Raw genomic sequence first — 18,658 nt, forward strand, 5'->3', positions numbered from 1 at the left:
TTGTTTTATTTCAGTTCGGCAATGGTTACGCCTGCGTCACCCTCGCCGAAAGCCCCAAGACGGAATGATTTGACGTGTTTCTGCCGCTTTAGATATTTGTGGATGCCGGCTCTTAAGGCTCCGGTACCTTTTCCGTGAACGATTCTTACGGAACTGAGATGTGCAAGCGATGCATCATCCAGATACTTATCCAGTTCGGCAACCGCCTCATCGACCGTTTTTCCAAGAAGGTTGATCTCCGGACTGATCGCAAGGGATTTGCCCATTTTAACTTTACCTTTGCCGGTCTGACGAGTTCTTCCGGTAAATGAATATGCCGGCGCTTCGTCAATGATCTCCAGATCGGAAATATTGACTGTGGAGCGCAAGATTCCCATCTGCACGGTGACATTCCCTTTGGCATCCGGAAGTGAAGTGACAGATCCGGTCAGGTTCATGCTGAGTACTTTAACGGATTCACCTAACTTGAAATCACTGGCTTTGTAAGTCTTTTTCGGTTTTTTCGCATCCGTCTTCATGGAATTCTGTGTGGCATTCATTTTCTTGCGGAGACGTTCACGTTCTTTTTCCATCTCGGCAACGGAGATATTTGCCTTGCCGAACTTGTGGAAGTTACGCATCGTCTCATCGGCGGTTTCCTTGGCATCGGCCAGAATCTCATGCGCTTTTTCATTGGCTTCACGGATGATGCGGTCGCGCTGTTCTTCTAATTTGTCACGTTTCTGACGGGTCTCTTCTTCGAGACGTTCCAGCTCACGTTTGTAGTGCTCGATTTCTTCCTGTTCTTTCCGGATAGTACGCTTACTTGTCTCGAGATCGGTCAACAAGTCTTCGAAGGATTCATCCTGTTCGGTCAGGTGTGTTCTGGCATCATCGATGATGTAATCAGGAAGGCCAAGCTTTCCTGCGATGGCAAACGCATTACTCTTTCCCGGGATACCGATCAGAAGACGGTAAGTCGGACTGAGCGTCTCGACATCAAATTCACAACAGGCATTCTCAACACCTGGTGTGGAAAGAGCGAAGACTTTCAGCTCACTGTAGTGAGTAGTTGCCATGGTGCGGATCCCTCGCTGATGGAGATAGCTTAAGATGGCGATTGCGAGAGCGGCACCTTCAGTAGGGTCGGTTCCTGCGTTCAACTCATCGAACAGCACCAGAGAATGTTCATCTACATGTTTTAAGAACGAGACGATGTTCGTCATGTGAGAGGAGAAGGTACTGAGGCTCTGCTCAATACTTTGTTCATCTCCGATATCGGCATATACATTTTCAAAAAGAGCCAGCTCCGAACGGTCCAGTGCAGGGATATGAAGTCCCGCCTGTCCCATCAGGGTAAATAATCCGACCGTTTTTAAGGAAACAGTCTTACCGCCGGTGTTTGGTCCGGTTACGATCAGAAGGTCGAAAGTGTCACCGAGAGTGACGGTGATCGGAACGACTTTCTTTTTATCTAACAGAGGATGACGTCCTTCGCGGATATGGATTTTTCCCTTTGTATTGAAGACAGGCTTACTTGCGTTCATAAGAATTGCAAGGTTTCCTCTTGCGAAAATGAAGTCCAGTTCCGTCATGATTTTATAGTCGGTGCGGATGGACTCTGTATATTCTGCGACATCGGCACTCAAGCGTGCAAGGATTATCTGTATCTCTTCCTGCTCTTTGCCGTAAAGTTCTTTCAGGTCATTATTCAGTTTTACAACAGACATTGGTTCGATGAACAGGGTAGAGCCCGTGGCAGACTGATCGTGGATTAGACCGGATACCTGGCTCCGGTATTCGGCTTTGACCGGGATACAGTAGCGGTCCCCGCGCATTGTGATGATCGAATCCTGCAGATAGGTGCGGAGTGAACCATTGACCAGAGAAGATAAGGTAGAATGTACTTTATCGTTGATCTGGTTCATGGAGTGGCGGATCTGCTTCAGAGTGCTGCTGGCATCATCGCTGATCTCATCTTCGTCAATGATACATCTGCGTATCTCGGTGCTGATCAGTGTCAGCGGCTCAATCTGCTGGAAAAATATATCCAGACAATCTTCCGCATCGTCTACAGTCTCATGACGGCCGTAGGCTTTGATCTGCCCTGCATTTTCCAAAAGCTTGCAGATGCGCAGGAGTTCCCCGCTTCCAAGAGCTGCACCGACTTCCAGACGCTTTAAAGATTCCCCGACCGGGTTGCAGCTTCCGAAAGAAGGGCGCCCCTTCCTGATGATACGGGTAAATGCGGCGGCAGTTTGTTCCTGTGCAGTATTGATATCCGGAAGAGATGTCATGGGTTTCAATCTTTTGCAGCGTTCTTTGCCGCCGAAAGAGGTTGCCTGTTCTATTAAGATGTCAATAATTTTATGATATTCTAATTTCGTTAATGTTTTTTTATTCATGTTTTTCACCTGGATCTATTCTATGTTACTGTATGTACAGTAATTCTGGTCAGTAACTATTCTACCTTATTTACGCTATAAAGAAAAGGATAATATTGAACATTCCCATTCCATACGGTATACTATAAAAAGGATTGTAAAGGAGACGGAAGAGCTGATGGATGAGCAGAAACATCTGAAAAATGAACAGGGCGAACCTGGAAATAAAACTGAAAAATCAGAGTATTTATTTATGCAGGAAACAATCAAAGATGAGAACAGCCGCGGGAAAAAGTACCGTAAAGATCTGCTTCGGATCGCAGGACTTGGAGTGGCGTTCGGTGTGTGTGCCTGTATTAGTTTTTCTGCGCTCAGGCCATGGCTGGATGAAAAGTTTCCCGGAGATTCACAGGAAGTTGTAATACCGGAAGAAAAAGAGGAAGAAAAGTCGGATGAAACCACTGCAGATACCGGCAATGACAGTACAGTACAGACGCTTGGCATTGACAGTTACAGAGAACTTCAGAAAGCAATGAATTCAGTAGCATCCGAAGCCGCAAAATCGGTAGTTGAGGTCATCGGTATCTCGGGAGAGCAGGACTGGACGGAAGAATCTTATGATAATAAGAACAGTGTGTCCGGACTGATCATTGCGGATAATGGCCAGGAACTTCTGATATACGGAAAGACTTCTATATTAAGAGATACAAAAGAGATCCATATCAGATTCGCGGATGGGACAACGAAGCAGGCTTCTGTGAAGAAGAAGGATGAAAGTCTTGGATTTGCGATCTATGCTGTAGCCAAAAGCAGCATCGCGCAGTCAACATGGCAGCAGATCAGTATTGCAACTCTTGGCAGTTCCGGTTCGGTACAGAAAGGAGATGCTGCGGTGGTTCTCGGAAAACCGTTCGGTTATGCGGGAGCGGTTGGATTCGGAACAATTGCGAGCAGCAGAAATGAACTGGACGGTGATGACGGAAGTTATCCGCTTCTTTGTACAGACATTGGTGCGGCAGAGGACGGGACAGGTGTGATCATCAACCTGTCGGGCGAAGTGGTTGGAATTATTGACCAGGGCATATCCGGAAACAGCAGCAAAGAACTGGTGACTGGTTATGGGATCTCAGGATTGAAATCAGAGATTGAACTGTTATCCAACGGTCAGGCGGTGCCATATATCGGCATCCGTGGACTGGATGTGACGGCAGAAATCGAAGCGCAGGGAATTCCCGAAGGCGTGTATGTCCGGACCGTAGAGACGGATTCACCGGCAATGGCAGCAGGGATCCAGAGTGGAGATATCATTACGGAGGCAGCAGGGAAGAAGATAACATCACTATCAGCCTACCAGAGTGTACTGCGGGACCAGAAAAGCGGCAGTAAGATCAGACTCAAAGGACAGAGACAGGGATCCGGTGGTTATGTGGACATTTCCTTTGACGTGACAGTCGGAAGTAAGGAGTAGTCTGCCGGACTGGATGTTTTGGTGCCGGGACAGTTGTAAAATAAAGATATAGAATATAGAAAGAGGAAATAAGATGAGATATATCAATACCCTTCACGAAGGGGAAACGATCAGAAATGTATATTTGTGTAAAGGAAAGCGTTCGGCGGAGACCAGAAACGGAAGACCGTATGATAATCTGATCCTTCAGGATAAGACCGGAACACTGGACGGAAAAGTATGGGATCCGAATTCCGGCGGGATCGCAGACTATGATGAGCTGGATTTCATTGAGGTATATGGTGAGATCATCAGCTATAACAATAATCTGCAGATGAATATCAAGCAGATCAGAAAGGTGCAGGAAGGCGAATACATCGCTGCCGATTATATGCCGACAACAGAGAAAAGTACAGATGGCATGTATGAGGAACTGCTTGGATACATTAAGAAAGTAGACAACCAGTATTTGAGACAAGTACTGGATCATTATTTTATAAAAGACGAGACATTTATCCGTAATTTCAAGGGACATTCGGCCGCGAAGACGGTACATCACGGGTTTGCCGGAGGACTTCTGGAACATACACTGAGTGTAGTGAAGTTCTGTGATTACATGGTGGGGGCATATCCGATCCTGAATAAGGATCTGCTTTTCACGGCGGCAATCTGTCACGATATCGGAAAGACGAAGGAATTGTCATCTTTCCCGGAAAATGATTACACAGACGAAGGACAGCTTCTGGGACATATCGTGATCGGTGTGGAGATGATCGGAGATGCAGTCCGCAATATTCCGGATTTTCCAGAGAAACTTGCGAACGAATTAAAACACTGTATCGTTGCGCATCACGGAGAACTGGAATACGGTTCCCCGAAGAAACCGGCACTTGCCGAGGCGATGGCTCTGAATCTTGCCGACAATGCAGATGCGAAGATGCAGACCCTGACAGAGTTATTCAAAGATAAAAAAAGTAATGACTGGCTGGGATATAACCGCCTGTTTGAATCAAATATCAGAAAGACAGTTATTTAATGATGCAGAAGAATGAATTAGTAAAGGTTAAAATTGAAGATATCGGAGTCGGAGGAGAAGGCATCGGCAAGGTGGACGGGTATACACTGTTCATCAAAGATGCCATTATAGGGGATGTCGTAGAGGCAAAGGTTATGAAAGCCAAGAAGAATTACGGCTATGCCCGCCTGATGAATGTCCTGACTCCGTCGAAGGACCGCATAGAGGAAGTGGTCTGTCCGATGGCGCGAAAATGTGGTGGATGCCAGATACAGGAGATGAAGTACCCGGCACAGCTTGCATTTAAAGAATCTAAGGTACGCGGCAATCTGGAGCGGATCGGAGAAGTTCCGGGTGAACTTCTGGATCAGATCATGCATCCGGTTGTCGGCATGGACGAGGAAGGGATGCAGCCGTTCCGCTACCGTAATAAGGCACAGTTTCCGATTGGGACAGACAAAGACGGCAAAGTGACCGCCGGATTCTATGCCGGCAGAACACACAGTATTATCGGGAATACAGACTGTGTACTTGGTGTGGAAGTGAATGAAGAGATCTTGAACTGTATCCTGGATTTTATGGAAGAATTTGAAATTCCGGCATACGATGAAGTGAAACATAAGGGACTGGTGCGCCATGTGCTGCTCCGTTACGGATTTAAAACGGATGAGATCATGGTGTGTTTGGTTATCAATGGAAAGACCATTCCGCACTGCCATGATCTGGTCGGACGTCTCCGACAGATTCCGGGCATGACAAGCATCACACTCAGCTCGAATACGGCGAAGACGAATGTGATCATGGGCGATACGATCCGCCTTCTGTGGGGGCAGGAGTTCATCACAGACTATATCGGTGAGATTAAGTATCAGATTTCCCCTCTGTCATTTTACCAGGTGAATCCGGTCCAGACAGAGAAGTTATACGGACTGGCACTGGACTATGCAGGTCTTACAGGCAATGAGACAGTGTGGGATCTGTACTGCGGAATCGGAACCATTTCCCTGTTCCTTGCGAAGAAAGCAAAGCAGGTATATGGTGTAGAGATCGTACCGCAGGCCATTGACGATGCAAGGAATAATGCGAAGATCAATGATATTACGAATGCGGAATTCTATGTAGGCAAGGCAGAAGAAGTTCTGCCGGAATATTATAAAGAATATGAAAAGACACATAACGGAGAGACGGCGCACGCTGATGTGATCGTGGTCGATCCGCCGAGAAAGGGCTGTGAGGAATCCCTGCTTCAGACGATCGTGGATATGCAGCCAGAGAAAGTCGTGTATGTAAGCTGCGACAGTGCAACGCTTGCGAGGGATGTGAAGTTCTTAAGAGCAAATGGATATGAACTTAAGGATGTGACGCCGGTGGATCAGTTTCCGCATACGGTGCACGTGGAAACTGTGTGCTTATTATCACGGAAATAGGCGGTTTTATAGGTGTGGTTCAGTCTATTTGCCACCCATTTGCCACCGCAATTTTTAAAATCATTACTGAACAAAGAAAAGGGAGTGAACACGCTGAACAATCAGCGGATTCACTCCCAATATTTTATTTATGACGTTTTTGCTTGTGTTGTTTTTTCAAAGAGATCAACAGAACGTCCAACCATCTTTTCAGTATCATGCACGTAGGTCTGCAATGTTAGCCTGTAAACGATATCAGCGGTATTTCGATTGTATGAAAGATATTGTAAAAAATGACGCAACATGACATAATCGGATTGACTAAAGAAACACAGATATATATAATATAGACAAAATGAAAATGACATGAACGGAGGACAGGATAATGGAGAAATCTGTAACACTTGAAGAGGCGTTAAAAAGAATTGAGGAGTTGGAAAAAGAGAATGCAGAACTTCGGGAGGAATTGGAGTATTACAGAAATCGTAAATTAAGCGGGCGGCAGAAACATAACGCCAAATGGATGGCAATTTATAATGATTTTGTCATTGGATATGAGAGTGGTATGACGATGATAGAAATTGCGAAGCGGAACAATGTCAGTGAGCGGACGATTTATAGGTATAAAGCGTATTATGACAAAATGAAGAAAAAAGAGGAATAGACCATTTTACTGACGTCAGCAATATGTAATATGAGAGTTGCGGACAATTTTTTTGACCGCAAAATGGATGGAGGAGTTTTATGGCAGAAGATAAAAAGAAAGAAATCGATGTTGCAGTAATAGAAGTAACAGAAGAATATCTAAAAGAAAAACTGTATAAAATTAGGGGTAAAAGGGTATTGCTTGATGCTGATTTAGCAGAGATATATGGCTATGATACGAAGGGATTTAATAGACAGGTAAAAAATAATATTGAAAAATTTGATGAAGATTTTATGTTTGAATTGACAGATGAGGAATTAGAAGATTTGCGGTACAAAAATTGTACCGCAAATATAAGTTCAAAAAGTCGTTATAATCCTCATGTATTTACAGAGCAAGGATTATATATGTTGATGACTGTCTTGAAAGGACCGTTGGCTGTTAAGCAGAGCAAGGCATTAATAAGAACCTTTAAGAAAATGAAAGATTACATATTAGAAAATCGTGATCTTATAGGTCAGCGGGAAATTCTTCAGTTAAGCATGGAAACTGCTAACAACAGAATAGAAATTAACAAAATCAACTCAGATATGATATCTCTTGAAAAGCAGATTTCAGATGTTGCAGAAGGCTTGAAGGATGTTGTGACCAAATCCGAGTTGGCGGATATGATGAACAGCTTTGTTTCAGATGATGATGAAAAGTGGCTCATGTTTAATGCAAAATTTAGTAGTGCAGATGAGGTATATGAGTCCATCTATAAGCAGGCAAAGTCGTCAATATATGTCGTTGACAATTATATTGGATTAAGAACGCTGGTACATCTTAAAAATTCTCCTACAGGAGTAAATATTACCTTATTCAGCGATAATGTTGGCAATAATAAACTTCATAATATAGAATTTACGGATTTTTGCAAAGAATATCCATCCGTAAAAATATCAATGAAAAAGACAGGTGGTATATTTCATGATCGATTTATAGTGTTGGATTATGGAACTGATGATGAAAGAGTTTTCTTATGTGGTGCTTCATCAAAGGATGCAGGCGCTAGAATAACCAGTATTGTTGAAGATTATGGAATATCTAAATATGCCCCGGTTATTGCCACACTGTTAAAAAACCCAACGTTGATTTTACCACAATAGAGGGAAGTGAATGTATTGGAAAAGAAAACAAAATGCTATATATATACTCGTGTATCAACAGCAATTCAGGTTGAGGGTTACAGCTTGGAGGCACAGAAGGACAAACTTAGGAAATATGCAGAATTTTGGTGTGAATCTGATTTGTGTAGAGGATGGAATTGATTCATCTAAAGATGCCGGGAAGCTAATGATATCTGTTCTGTCAGCAGTGGCAGAGATTGAACATGAGAACATTCGTGCTCAGACCATTAAGCGAGGTAAATACGGCGGAATATTCGCACATAAAGATATTGCTTTTGAATTTGCGTCTGCTATCAGTCCAGTGTTCAAGTTGTACTTAATAAAGGAGTTCCAGAGATTAAAGGAAGCAGTGTTGTTATATACGAGAGTATTGAGTAGAAATAGTGCAATTTTCACATGATATTATACAAGAATTACATAGAAATATATCGTATTATTGATATAGTATTCTTGAATTCTATGTGAGGAGAAAACTATGGAAACTGAAAGAAAAACATTAACACAGCTATCTGTGCCAATATGTTTAGAAACTTTATTTTATATGCTTTCAGGTATGGTTGACACGCTTATGCTATCATCTGTAAGTGATCAGGCTGTAGGAGCAGTGGGAACAGCAAATACATATATAGGTGTTTTTATTATTATGTTTGGAGTAATATCATCGGGTATGATAGCCGTTATGTCACAAAATATCGGAGCCGGAAGACCGGGGATAGCATATCAGGCAAGACAACTTGGACTTATATTCAACGCATTGATAGGTATCGTAATGTCTGTCGTTCTTGCTACTTTTTCTGGTGGGATACTTAGAATCGTAAGTATTGCTCCGGCTTTGCTTGAGCCGGCTGAAATATATCTTAGAATTGTTGGCGGTGCATGTTTTTTAAATGCACTGATTCCTATTTTCTCCAGTTATTTGAGAGTGTTTGGATATACAAAACATTCTTTGATAGGAACTGTTGTTGGAAATGTTCTCAATATAATACTTAATTCAGTATTCTTATTTGCATTCGACTGGGGTGTGATGGGAGTTGCTGTTGCCACGGTTATTTCGAGAGTTGTAAATCTTATTATTGTAGCCGGCATGGGGGCTGTACTTATAAAAGCAAAACAGAGTCCTGAGCGGATTACATCAAGAAAGATATTTGCACAGATTGTTAAGATTGGTTTTCCTTCTGCGCTTGAAACAGCACTTTACAACATCGCAATGACATTTATAGTGCGTTTTATGAATCAGATGGATGTGGACGGAATGAATGTTACAGCGCGTTCATATGCTGTACAGATTGCAAATTTCTCGTATTGCGTGGGAGCTGCCCTTGCTCAGGCAAATGCAATTATGACCGGCTGGAGAATTGGAGCAAAAGAGTTTGAGGAATGTAACAGGGGGACGAGAAAAGCTGCGATATATGCTATCATCACAGCGACATGCTTTTCCGTGACCTTTGCATTTGCCGGACATTTTATCGTGCATATATTTACTGATGATTCACAGATGATAAATCTTGTGGTAAAGTTGTTAATAGTAGATATATTTCTTGAACTTGGAAGGGTAACAAACCTTGTATATGGGCAGGCGTTAAAAACGAGCGGAGACGCACTTTTTCCGGTTATATTAGGTGCGATATTTATGTATTTGTTTGCAGTTGGCGGAACCTATTTTCTCGGAATACACATGGGACTTCTGGCTGTAGGAGCATATATTGCTATGGCAGGTGACGAATGTGCGAGAGCTGTGGGAATGGTACTTAGATGGAAGAGTGGAAAATGGAAAAGTAAAGGTCTTGTAGAAGTATAGGAGAGATTATGTACTTTGAATTAAAGGAAAATAAACCACATGGTACAAAGGATGATCCGTTTAGTACATATCATATAAAAAATGAAGGACGATCATTTCAGATACCGGTTCATTGGCATGATGAACTGGAAATTATATATGTAAAAAGCGGTTTTTTGACTGTTAGTATATCAGGAGAAAATTATATTGGAACCCCCGGGAATGCTTTTGTAGTGTCGCCGGGCAATCTGCATTTTATGGGTTCACAGACTGGTACAGTGGATTATTTTACTTTCCTTTTTCCGTTAAAATACATATCTTTTTGTATAAATGACATGTTGGATGATAAATTACTGGAGCCGTTAAAAAATGGTCATCTGATGATAAGTCCAAGAGTAAAAGATACAGCAAAAGAACTATGTGAGCAGTTGGTTGAAATATATGTGGCAAAAAATAAGAAAACTGAGTCCATAATAACTGCTCAGATAAAGACAAAAATAATTCTTTTACAATTTATTCTTGAAATGTGGGAGAGGGGCTTTGTAATCGAAAATGATAAAAGCGGGAGAAATACGATAGAAAAAGAAATGATTTCATATATACAGCAGAATTTTATGGAAAAGATATCATTAAAAGAATTTAGTGAGCAGTTTCATCTTTCGGAAAAATATATATCGCGATATTTTAAGGAACATTTTCATATTACCCTTTCGCAATATATAACACATTTAAGGTTAGAGCATGCAAAACAGCTGTTACAAGATACGGATATTCCTGTTACAGAGATTGCAATGCAGAGTGGATATCAGAATGTAAGCTATTTTATCAGAAGCTTCAAAAAAACATATGGAGTTTCTCCGTTAAAATATAGAAAAAAATAAGCCAGGTATATGGTTAGAAAGGAGAGGATATCCCGGTAGAATCAGAAAATCTGCCGGAGAGATATCGAGAATGAGTATGGGAAATAAGAATAAATGGTGGAGAAATGCAGTTGTATATCAGATTTATCCGAAAAGCTTTCAAGATTCGGATGGAGATGGAATTGGTGATATTCCAGGAATTATCAGCAGATTGGATTATTTGAAAAAACTTGGAATAGATGCAATCTGGCTTTCACCGGTGTATCGTTCGCCACAGGATGACAATGGATACGATATTTCAGATTATCAGGATATTGAGCCGATGTTCGGAACAATGGAAGATATGGAACAGTTATTTGCGGAGGCGAAGAAACGCGGAATTCGAATTATGATGGATCTTGTGTTGAATCATACTTCTGATGAACACAGATGGTTTTTGGAGGCAAAGAAAAGTAAAGACAATCCGTATCATGATTATTATGTGTGGCGTGACGGAGAAGAGGGTGTTTATCCAAATGATATGAATTCTGCGTTCGGAGGACCGGCATGGGAGTGGGTTCCAGAACTGGGGCAGTATTATTTTCATCAGTTTTCAGTGAAACAGCCGGATCTGAACTGGGGGAATCCGAAAGTGAGAAGAGAACTCTATGATATGATTCTCTGGTGGATGGAAAAAGGTGCAGGTGGATTTCGTCTGGATGTGATCGATCAGATTGCAAAAGAGCCAGATCTTAAGATTACAAATAATGGACCAAAGCTGCATGAATTTCTGCGTGAATTAAGCAGGGAAACATTTCAGAAGGGTGATATGATCACTGTTGGAGAAGCCTGGGGAGCAACACCGGAAATTGCAAAGAAATATAGCAATCCGGATGGAAGTGAATTTTCCATGGTTTTCCAGTTTGAGCATATTATGCTTGATCAGGAAGAAGGAAAGGAAAAATGGGATACTATTCCATTAAATATGGTTAAGCTGAAAAAATGCCTTGCGAAGTGGCAGAATACTTTATATCAGACAGGATGGAACAGCCTGTTCATGAATAACCATGATCTTCCCAGAATCGTGTCGCGCTGGGGAAATGACGGAAAATACAGAAAAGAGTCGGCAAAAATGCTGGCGACAATGCTTCATGGAATGCAGGGAACTCCTTACATTTACCAGGGAGAAGAGCTGGGAATGACGAATGTGCAGTTTGACAGCATTGAGGAATATGAAGATATTGAGACATTGAATATATACAAAGAGCGCCTGGAAAAAGGATATCAGCCAGAAGAAATCATGCAGTCTATCTACGCAAGAAGCCGTGATAATGCCCGCACTCCAATGCAGTGGAGCGGAGAGGAGAACGGAGGCTTCACAACAGGAGAACCATGGTTTACCGTGAATCCAAATTATATCAGGATCAATGCCAAAGAGGCACTGGAAGATGAAAATTCGGTATTTTACTATTATCAGAAGCTGATTCGTTTAAGAAAAGAAAATCCAGTATTTGTGGATGGAAAATTTGACCTTCTTCTGCCGGAAGATGAGAAGATTTTTACCTATACGAGAACAGATGAGCATACAAAGATGCTGGTATGTGCAAACTTTACGGATGAGGAAGTTAGCTGCCCATTGCTTGATGAGTGGAAAGATGGGGAAGTCTGGATTCGGAATTATGAGGATGACAGAGAAGGAAATGTATTGCGTCCATATGAGGCGGTGATAATTGGAACTGCTGCGAATATTGTGAAAGCAGGATAGTTCCCGTTTGACAGAGTAATTGAGGAGTACAACATAACCGGAGAATCTTGGATAAAACGGAAGAAATAAAGATACTTGCAAAATCCCTTCACACCCTGTATCATTTCAAAAGGAACAAAACGAAATGACAAGGAGTGGTTTCATTGGCAAAGATCAGGAAAAAACCAAAGAAGAGCATAAATAAAAATATAAATAAAAAACAAAGCACACCTAATATCGCAGAAAAACTCGACAACGAGATGGTTGCGTTCCTGGATACGGAATTCTTAACATCCCAGATAAAAGGAGGACCGCCGGCAAAGCTTGTGTCGGTTGGGTTTGTAGTCTGTGGAAAGAATTTTGAAGAAGTAACAAGATTTCATTCCTATATTTATGCAGAAGATAAATTGCATGACCGGTTCCAGGAGATGACCGGGATAGAGCGGAAAGATCTCTTAAGTGCCCCGGATTATGAACTTGTGATGGAAGAAGTCGCAGAGCAGCTGGAAGCGTGGGAAGTATCAAGGATCTATGTATGGGGACCGGATAAGTATGTGATACAGCGGGATCTTCTGGAATATCGTAAGGACATATCGAAACGGACCAGAAAGATCGTGAACAGAATCCTTCGTATGATCAAGGATATAGAAGGAACCTATTCGGCAAAGCTGGATCTGCAAAGTGCGGGGATTGGAAGTCTGAAGATCATCTGCGGACTCGGAACAGAAGTCAGCCACAATGCGCTGGACGATGCGGTAGATCTGAAAAATATCATCAGACACATTGATCTGAAAGGCTGTTCAGAGCATATGCTACAGATTATGAAAAAGTATACATCGGAGAAAGAAGTATACTACAGGCTGCGCAGATTCCGTGAAAAATGGGATGATGTATCGGAAGGGATTCAGGAAAAGAGTCTTAGCCTGCTGAAAGAACTTGGAAAAGTGGATACGGTAGAAGCAAGAGCACTCCGGGATGATCTTTTGGTAATGTGTACCGGGGAAGCAATGGCATTTCCGACTTTAGAAGAATATATCCAAAAAGAGAATGCAAAAACAGGGAAAGTAATTCGTGATAAAAACGATAAATAGAGGAAATTAACAGATAATTTTAAGCGAAATTGCAGATTGACGGAAATCGGTAAAACAGTTTGAAGGGCAGGGAAACCTGCCCTTCTCCAATGTTACTGCACCAGCTGGAAGAATGCTTTCATCTCCCGTGTCAGAAGTTTGTCCTTGTGGTATACAATCTGCCGCCAGATATGCAGATCAAAATCACTGACCGGTATGGGGGTCAGGATCCCCTGTGCAATCTGATTCTGTACAGTAAACTGAGGAACAAAAGATAAAAATTCATTTTTCAACAGAAGCTGAATGATGAAGTCGGTACTGCTGGATTCCACCCGTGGATGGATTTCCTGACCATATGCAGCAAGATACTGATCCAGAATAAAACGGTAACTTGCATCTTTTTCGGTAAGTATAAAAGGTTCACTGATAATTTTATTTAATGTCAGAGGACTTTTTTTTGTGCAAGGATGATCCGGACTTGCAACGAAAATGATATTTTCCGGTTCTTCTAAGATCTTGACCCACTTCGGATCGTACATACGTTTATCCATAAAATAGACGAGATCTACACAGGATTTATTCATCATATCAAGAAGAGCTTCCGGGGAATCTGTGATGATACTGATCTCAACCGCAGGGTGAAGTGCATGATATCTGGACAGGATATCCGGCAGAATAGAAGAACAGATCGACTCGATCGTTCCGATCCTGAGTGTGCCATTCAGATCCTGGGATCCGGAGAGTACATCTTTTGCTTCTTCAATCTCACTGGTGATGCGCAGAGCATACTGATAAAATACTTTTCCCTGATGTGTAAGGGAAATGTGTTTGCCGATCCGGTCAAAAAGCCGGGTGCCTAATTCGGATTCCAGCTGTTTGATCTGGATACTGACGGCAGCCTGTGTGTAACCGAGAACATCGGCGGCTTTTGAAAAACTTTCCTGATTGGCAACATGTATAAATGTGTTTATTTCACGAAAATCCATAATTCCTCCGTTCTTCTTGCATAAAATATTTTTAATCATTTTATAAAAAAGTTAAATTTTACGAATCGTTTATTTGATGATACAGTGTCTAAGTGAGAAAAACAAGATAAAATGCGTTTTCAGAAAAAATTGTTTTATGGTATTATAGATAGAAGAAAGGAATACAAAAGAGAGATGGAAAAGACAAATCGAAAATATCAGGCGTACATACAGATTTTAAAAGAAGAATTACATCCTGCAATGGGATGTACGGAACCGATTGCGCTGGCTTATGCGGCAGCGGTAGCCAGAAGAGAACTCGGATGTCTGCCGGACAGAGTTGTCATTGGGGCAAGTGGCAGTATTATTAAGAATGTAAAATCAGTGATCGTTCCGAATACCAATCATCTGAAAGGGATACCAGCCGCAGTATCCGCAGGAATCGTGGCAGGAGATCCGGACAAAGAACTGGAAGTAATTGCAGAGGCGACAGAGGAAGATTCGGCAAAAATCAAAGATTTCTTAGAGAATACACCAATCACTGTTGAACATCTGGATCAGGGTATCACATTTGACATTGTAGTCACGTTATATCACGGAGATGAGTATGCAAAAGTAAGGATTGCAAATTATCATACCAACATTGTGCTGATCGAGCACAATGGGGAAGTTGTAAAAGAATCAGAAGTCAAGGGTGAAGAAGAGGAAGGGCTTACAGACAGAAGTCTTTTAAATATGAAAGATATCTGGGACTTTATCAATACAGTAGACGTAGAAGAGATTAAAGAAGTTCTTGACAGACAGATGGAGTATAATTATACAATTGCAAAAGAAGGAATCCGCGGGGATTATGGTGCCAATATAGGAAAAGTACTTCTTGATATGGATGATGACAATGTAAAGACCCGGGCAAAAGCGATGGCGGCAGCAGGATCCGATGCCCGTATGAATGGCTGTGAACTTCCGGTTGTGATCAATTCCGGAAGTGGGAATCAGGGAATTACGGTATCGGTACCGGTCATGGTATATGCGGAGGAGTTGAACGTAGAAAAAGAAAAACTCTACCGTGCACTTGCACTTTCCAATCTGACAGCAATCCATGAGAAGACACCGATCGGTCGTCTGTCAGCATATTGCGGTGCGGTTAATGCGGGAGCAGGAGCGGGAGCAGGTATCGCCTACCTTTGCGGCGGAGGATATGAGGAAGTGATCCATACGGTTGTCAATGCACTGGCAATCGTATCAGGTATCGTCTGCGATGGCGCGAAAGCATCCTGTGCGGCAAAGATTGCATCGGCAGTAGATGCCGGAATCCTTGGATATAATATGTATATCCGTGGTCAGGAATTTTATGGCGGGGATGGAATCGTGACAAAAGGTGTAGAGGCGACATTGAGAAATGTCGGACGTCTCGGAAAAGAAGGTATGCGTGAGACGAATGAAGAAATCATTAAAATGATGATTGAAGATTAAGATAGGAAGTGATAGCTTGGGAAGCAGTGTATCCAAGGAACAGCTTTCGGACAGGCTGGACCGGAAAGAGATCGTAAGAGGAACTGCACTGACGATTACGGGTGGCTTTCTGTGGGGACTCGCCGGAGTATTTGGCAAATATTCGTTTGAATACAAAGGAGTGATGGCACCGTGGCTGGTTAATGTCCGGCTGATCATAGCAGGGATTATTTTGCTGATGAGAGCATATATGGTGCAGAAGAATGGAATCTTCCGTATCTGGAAAAATAAAAGACATGTGTTCCGTATGCTGGTGTATGGAGTGATCGGTATTGCAGGATGTCAGATGACGTATTATATGGCGGTACAGGATTCAAATGCCGGAATTGCGACAGTCCTGCAATACACGGCACCGGTTATGATTATGGTCCTTCTGGCAATCAGAAACCGGAAACTGCCTGAGGGAAATGAGATACTTGCGTTGGTATTGGCATTTGGAGGAACGGTTCTTCTGGCAACGCACGGCAATCTTACGCAATTGAGTGTGTCAAAGACAACATTAGTATTAGGGCTTGCTTCAGCAGTCGCAACGGTATTTTATAATCTCGTACCGGGTAATATGATGGATATCTATGGAACCTTTTCCATGGTCGGCTGGGGAATGCTGATCAGTGGAATCGGTCTGACACCATTTGTGCAGCCATGGACGATGACGGGAGATATCCTTTTGGACTGGCAGTGTATCGGCTGCATTGCAGTCGTGATCATATTTGGTACGGTAATGTCCTTTAGCTGTTATATGGAAGGGGTTCGTCTGATCGGAGGTTCCAAGGCAAGTCTGTTTGCATCGGTTGAGCCGCTGACAGCAACGGTGATGTCGGTACTCTTTATGCATGTGGCTTTTTCGGGAATGGATCTGGCAGGATTTGTCGGAATTATAGCGGGTGTGATCATCTTGTCGCTGCCAAAGAAGAAAAAATGATATAAAAAGATTACAGAAAGTCCTGTCGGGAGAGTAATATTCCCGAGAGGACTTTTGTCTTGAAATTAACAAGAAAAACAATGCGTGGAGGTATAAAAATTAATAATATAATGCATAAATGCGTAAAAATAAACAAAAAAATTCCAAAAACATATCTACAATTGTGAATAATTTGTTGATTTTTCAAAAATATTGTGATAAAATTAACAAATCAAAAGGATATGGAGGATATCATATGTTAAACAGTTTAAACAACGTTGTGAATTTCCTGAATAGTTACATCTGGGGCGTTGGAATGCTGATACTGATTGTAGGAAGTGGGTTATATTTTACAATCAGATTACACGGTTTCCAGTTTGTACATTTTAAGGATATGTGGAGCAGAATCATCGATAAGCAGGATTCTGATTCGGGAATTTCAGCATTTGGTTCATTTTGTACGACCATGGCAATGCGTGTCGGTACAGGTAACGTAGCCGGAGTTGCAGTGGCGATTTACATGGGCGGTCCGGGAGCATTGTTCTGGATGATTCTTGCAGGTATGACCAACTCGGCAGTATGTTTTGCAGAGTGTACGTTGTCAGTTCTTTATAAAACAAGAATTGACGGACAGTATCGTGGCGGAGGAGCTTACTGTGCGGAGAGAGGACTTGGCTGGAAGAAATATGGTGCATTCATGGCTATGATTCTGATGATCGGAACTTCTGTATTTATGCCTGCAGCAGCTACATATACAATCTGTGACGGATTCCACAATGCGATCAAGATTCCAATGTGGGTAAGTGCATTAGTGATTGCCCTGATTCTTGCGGTTGTGGTTATCGGTGGTGTGAAACGTATCAGCGCAATTGCATCTATGATTGTACCATTTATGGTAACTGTATATCTGATCGCAGCAATTGTAATCATTGTAATGAATATTACAGCAGTACCTGGACTGATCAAAGAAGTTGTAACGGCAGCATTTGCCAAGAATGCAGTTTTCGGTGGAACAATCGGTGTGATCATCCAACAGGGTGTTAAGCGAGGTACATTCTCAAGTGCATCCGGTATGGGTGAAGCTTCTCCTACAGCCGCAGCAGCAGAGACAAGTCATCCGGTAAAACAGGGTATGGCGAATGCAGCAGGTGTATGGCTTGACACGGTTATCATCTGTACCGCATCGGGACTGATGATCCTGTTAACAGACTGCTTCAACACAGCGAATGGATATGTTGGCAGTGGTTCGGCAGAACTTCCTGCACTTGCAGCAGCAGGAACAAATGGAGTGATCTTTGTGCAGCTGGCATGTAAGACTGTTATGGGCAAGATTGCACCTACATTTATTGCGATCATGCTGGCATTGTTCTCGTTCACTTGTCTGATCAGTTACTATTACGAAGCAGAGACAGCAGCTATGTACCTGTTCCAGGGTGATTCCAAAGCGAAAATACGTAAAGTTGTTACTTGGATCATGAGAATCGCAATGCCTGTTCTGATCTTTATCTGGGGTAATCTGGAATCAGATATCGCATGGAACTTATCGGATCTGGCACTTGGAAGCTGTACATGGGTAAATATGCTGGTTGTTCTTTTGCTATCACCAAAGGTAATAGCACTTTACAAAGACTATGAATCACAGATGAAAGAAAAGAAAGATCCATACTATAATCCGGATAAACTTACATGGGATGGTGTAGACACAGAAATGTGGAAAGACATTAATAAGAAATATATTGAAAATGATAAATAAGTCATAAAAAATAACCCCTGGGAGATGGTATGCTCCCCGTCAAGAGGACAA

General features: G+C 42.2%; 14 protein-coding genes and 1 pseudogene. 13 read left to right on the plus strand and 2 right to left on the minus strand.

The features are described 5' to 3' along the window. Positions 1-5: 5 nt before the first annotated feature. On the minus strand, positions 6-2,384 hold the full coding sequence (locus tag NKF87_RS00835; protein WP_117598367.1) for an endonuclease MutS2: 2,379 nt from the start codon (positions 2,382-2,384) through the stop codon (positions 6-8). A 157-nt stretch (positions 2,385-2,541) separates the two neighbouring features. Between NKF87_RS00835 and NKF87_RS00840 the strand changes: the two genes are divergently transcribed. The 10 genes and pseudogenes from NKF87_RS00840 (at position 2,542) to NKF87_RS00885 (ending at position 13,497) form a co-directional block, all read left to right on the plus strand. After that, positions 2,542-3,831 carry a S1C family serine protease gene (locus NKF87_RS00840; protein ID WP_226853843.1) on the plus strand — a complete coding sequence of 430 codons (1,290 nt, stop codon included), beginning with the start codon at positions 2,542-2,544 and terminating at the stop codon, positions 3,829-3,831. A 73-nt stretch (positions 3,832-3,904) separates the two neighbouring features. After that, on the plus strand, positions 3,905-4,846 hold the full coding sequence (locus NKF87_RS00845; protein ID WP_117598366.1) for a 3'-5' exoribonuclease YhaM family protein: 942 nt from the start codon (positions 3,905-3,907) through the stop codon (positions 4,844-4,846). Between the two features lie 2 nt (positions 4,847-4,848). Next, entirely contained in the window at positions 4,849-6,252 is a 1,404-nt protein-coding gene (gene rlmD, locus NKF87_RS00850) for a 23S rRNA (uracil(1939)-C(5))-methyltransferase RlmD (protein WP_173791782.1), read from the plus strand. Positions 6,253-6,616: 364 nt separating this feature from the next. Further along, positions 6,617-6,895, plus strand: a complete 279-nt coding sequence (locus NKF87_RS00855; RefSeq protein ID WP_055283868.1) for a helix-turn-helix domain-containing protein — start codon at positions 6,617-6,619, stop codon at positions 6,893-6,895. An 80-nt stretch (positions 6,896-6,975) separates the two neighbouring features. Then, positions 6,976-8,025, plus strand: a complete 1,050-nt coding sequence (locus tag NKF87_RS00860; RefSeq protein ID WP_055283867.1) for an ORF6N domain-containing protein — start codon at positions 6,976-6,978, stop codon at positions 8,023-8,025. A 15-nt stretch (positions 8,026-8,040) separates the two neighbouring features. Beyond that, a pseudogene (locus NKF87_RS00865) lies at positions 8,041-8,365 on the plus strand (recombinase family protein); the annotation flags it as partial. Between the two features lie 156 nt (positions 8,366-8,521). After that, positions 8,522-9,844 (plus strand): MATE family efflux transporter, encoded by a 1,323-nt coding sequence (locus NKF87_RS00870; RefSeq protein WP_117598358.1) that lies wholly within the window; start codon positions 8,522-8,524, stop codon positions 9,842-9,844. A gap of 8 nt (positions 9,845-9,852) precedes the next feature. Continuing rightward, positions 9,853-10,704 (plus strand): AraC family transcriptional regulator, encoded by an 852-nt coding sequence (locus tag NKF87_RS00875; protein ID WP_117598357.1) that lies wholly within the window; start codon positions 9,853-9,855, stop codon positions 10,702-10,704. 76 nt (positions 10,705-10,780) lie between these two features. Continuing rightward, positions 10,781-12,427, plus strand: a complete 1,647-nt coding sequence (locus NKF87_RS00880; protein ID WP_117598390.1) for a glycoside hydrolase family 13 protein — start codon at positions 10,781-10,783, stop codon at positions 12,425-12,427. A gap of 143 nt (positions 12,428-12,570) precedes the next feature. Beyond that, the gene (locus NKF87_RS00885) at positions 12,571-13,497 is read left to right on the plus strand and encodes an exonuclease domain-containing protein (protein ID WP_117598356.1); all 927 of its coding nucleotides are present in this window, start codon (positions 12,571-12,573) and stop codon (positions 13,495-13,497) included. Between the two features lie 92 nt (positions 13,498-13,589). Here NKF87_RS00885 and NKF87_RS00890 read toward each other — a convergent pair whose 3' ends face one another. After that, on the minus strand, positions 13,590-14,462 hold the full coding sequence (locus NKF87_RS00890; protein WP_117598355.1) for a LysR family transcriptional regulator: 873 nt from the start codon (positions 14,460-14,462) through the stop codon (positions 13,590-13,592). Between the two features lie 174 nt (positions 14,463-14,636). Here NKF87_RS00890 and NKF87_RS00895 point away from each other — a divergent pair, with 174 nt between their 5' ends. The 3 genes from NKF87_RS00895 to NKF87_RS00905 all read left to right on the plus strand — a co-directional run bounded on the left by NKF87_RS00895 (position 14,637) and on the right by NKF87_RS00905 (position 18,607). Further along, positions 14,637-15,914, plus strand: a complete 1,278-nt coding sequence (locus NKF87_RS00895; RefSeq protein ID WP_117598389.1) for a serine dehydratase subunit alpha family protein — start codon at positions 14,637-14,639, stop codon at positions 15,912-15,914. Between the two features lie 16 nt (positions 15,915-15,930). Further along, on the plus strand, positions 15,931-16,875 hold the full coding sequence (locus NKF87_RS00900; RefSeq protein WP_207731582.1) for a DMT family transporter: 945 nt from the start codon (positions 15,931-15,933) through the stop codon (positions 16,873-16,875). 235 nt (positions 16,876-17,110) lie between these two features. Next, on the plus strand, positions 17,111-18,607 hold the full coding sequence (locus tag NKF87_RS00905) for an alanine/glycine:cation symporter family protein (RefSeq protein ID WP_117598354.1): 1,497 nt from the start codon (positions 17,111-17,113) through the stop codon (positions 18,605-18,607). Positions 18,608-18,658 lie beyond the last annotated feature (51 nt).

Source organism: Dorea longicatena, from assembly GCF_024168045.1.
In the GTDB taxonomy this organism is placed as follows: domain Bacteria; phylum Bacillota; class Clostridia; order Lachnospirales; family Lachnospiraceae; genus Dorea_A.

Coding starts and splice junctions, on each gene's coding strand:
- NKF87_RS00835 (WP_117598367.1), bottom strand. CDS start 2,384: ATGAATAAAAAAACATTAACGAAATTAGAATATCATAAAATTATTGAC.
- NKF87_RS00840 (WP_226853843.1), top strand. CDS start 2,542: ATGGATGAGCAGAAACATCTGAAAAATGAACAGGGCGAACCTGGAAAT.
- NKF87_RS00845 (WP_117598366.1), top strand. CDS start 3,905: ATGAGATATATCAATACCCTTCACGAAGGGGAAACGATCAGAAATGTA.
- rlmD (WP_173791782.1), top strand. CDS start 4,849: ATGCAGAAGAATGAATTAGTAAAGGTTAAAATTGAAGATATCGGAGTC.
- NKF87_RS00855 (WP_055283868.1), top strand. CDS start 6,617: ATGGAGAAATCTGTAACACTTGAAGAGGCGTTAAAAAGAATTGAGGAG.
- NKF87_RS00860 (WP_055283867.1), top strand. CDS start 6,976: ATGGCAGAAGATAAAAAGAAAGAAATCGATGTTGCAGTAATAGAAGTA.
- NKF87_RS00870 (WP_117598358.1), top strand. CDS start 8,522: ATGGAAACTGAAAGAAAAACATTAACACAGCTATCTGTGCCAATATGT.
- NKF87_RS00875 (WP_117598357.1), top strand. CDS start 9,853: ATGTACTTTGAATTAAAGGAAAATAAACCACATGGTACAAAGGATGAT.
- NKF87_RS00880 (WP_117598390.1), top strand. CDS start 10,781: ATGGGAAATAAGAATAAATGGTGGAGAAATGCAGTTGTATATCAGATT.
- NKF87_RS00890 (WP_117598355.1), bottom strand. CDS start 14,462: ATGGATTTTCGTGAAATAAACACATTTATACATGTTGCCAATCAGGAA.
- NKF87_RS00895 (WP_117598389.1), top strand. CDS start 14,637: ATGGAAAAGACAAATCGAAAATATCAGGCGTACATACAGATTTTAAAA.
- NKF87_RS00905 (WP_117598354.1), top strand. CDS start 17,111: ATGTTAAACAGTTTAAACAACGTTGTGAATTTCCTGAATAGTTACATC.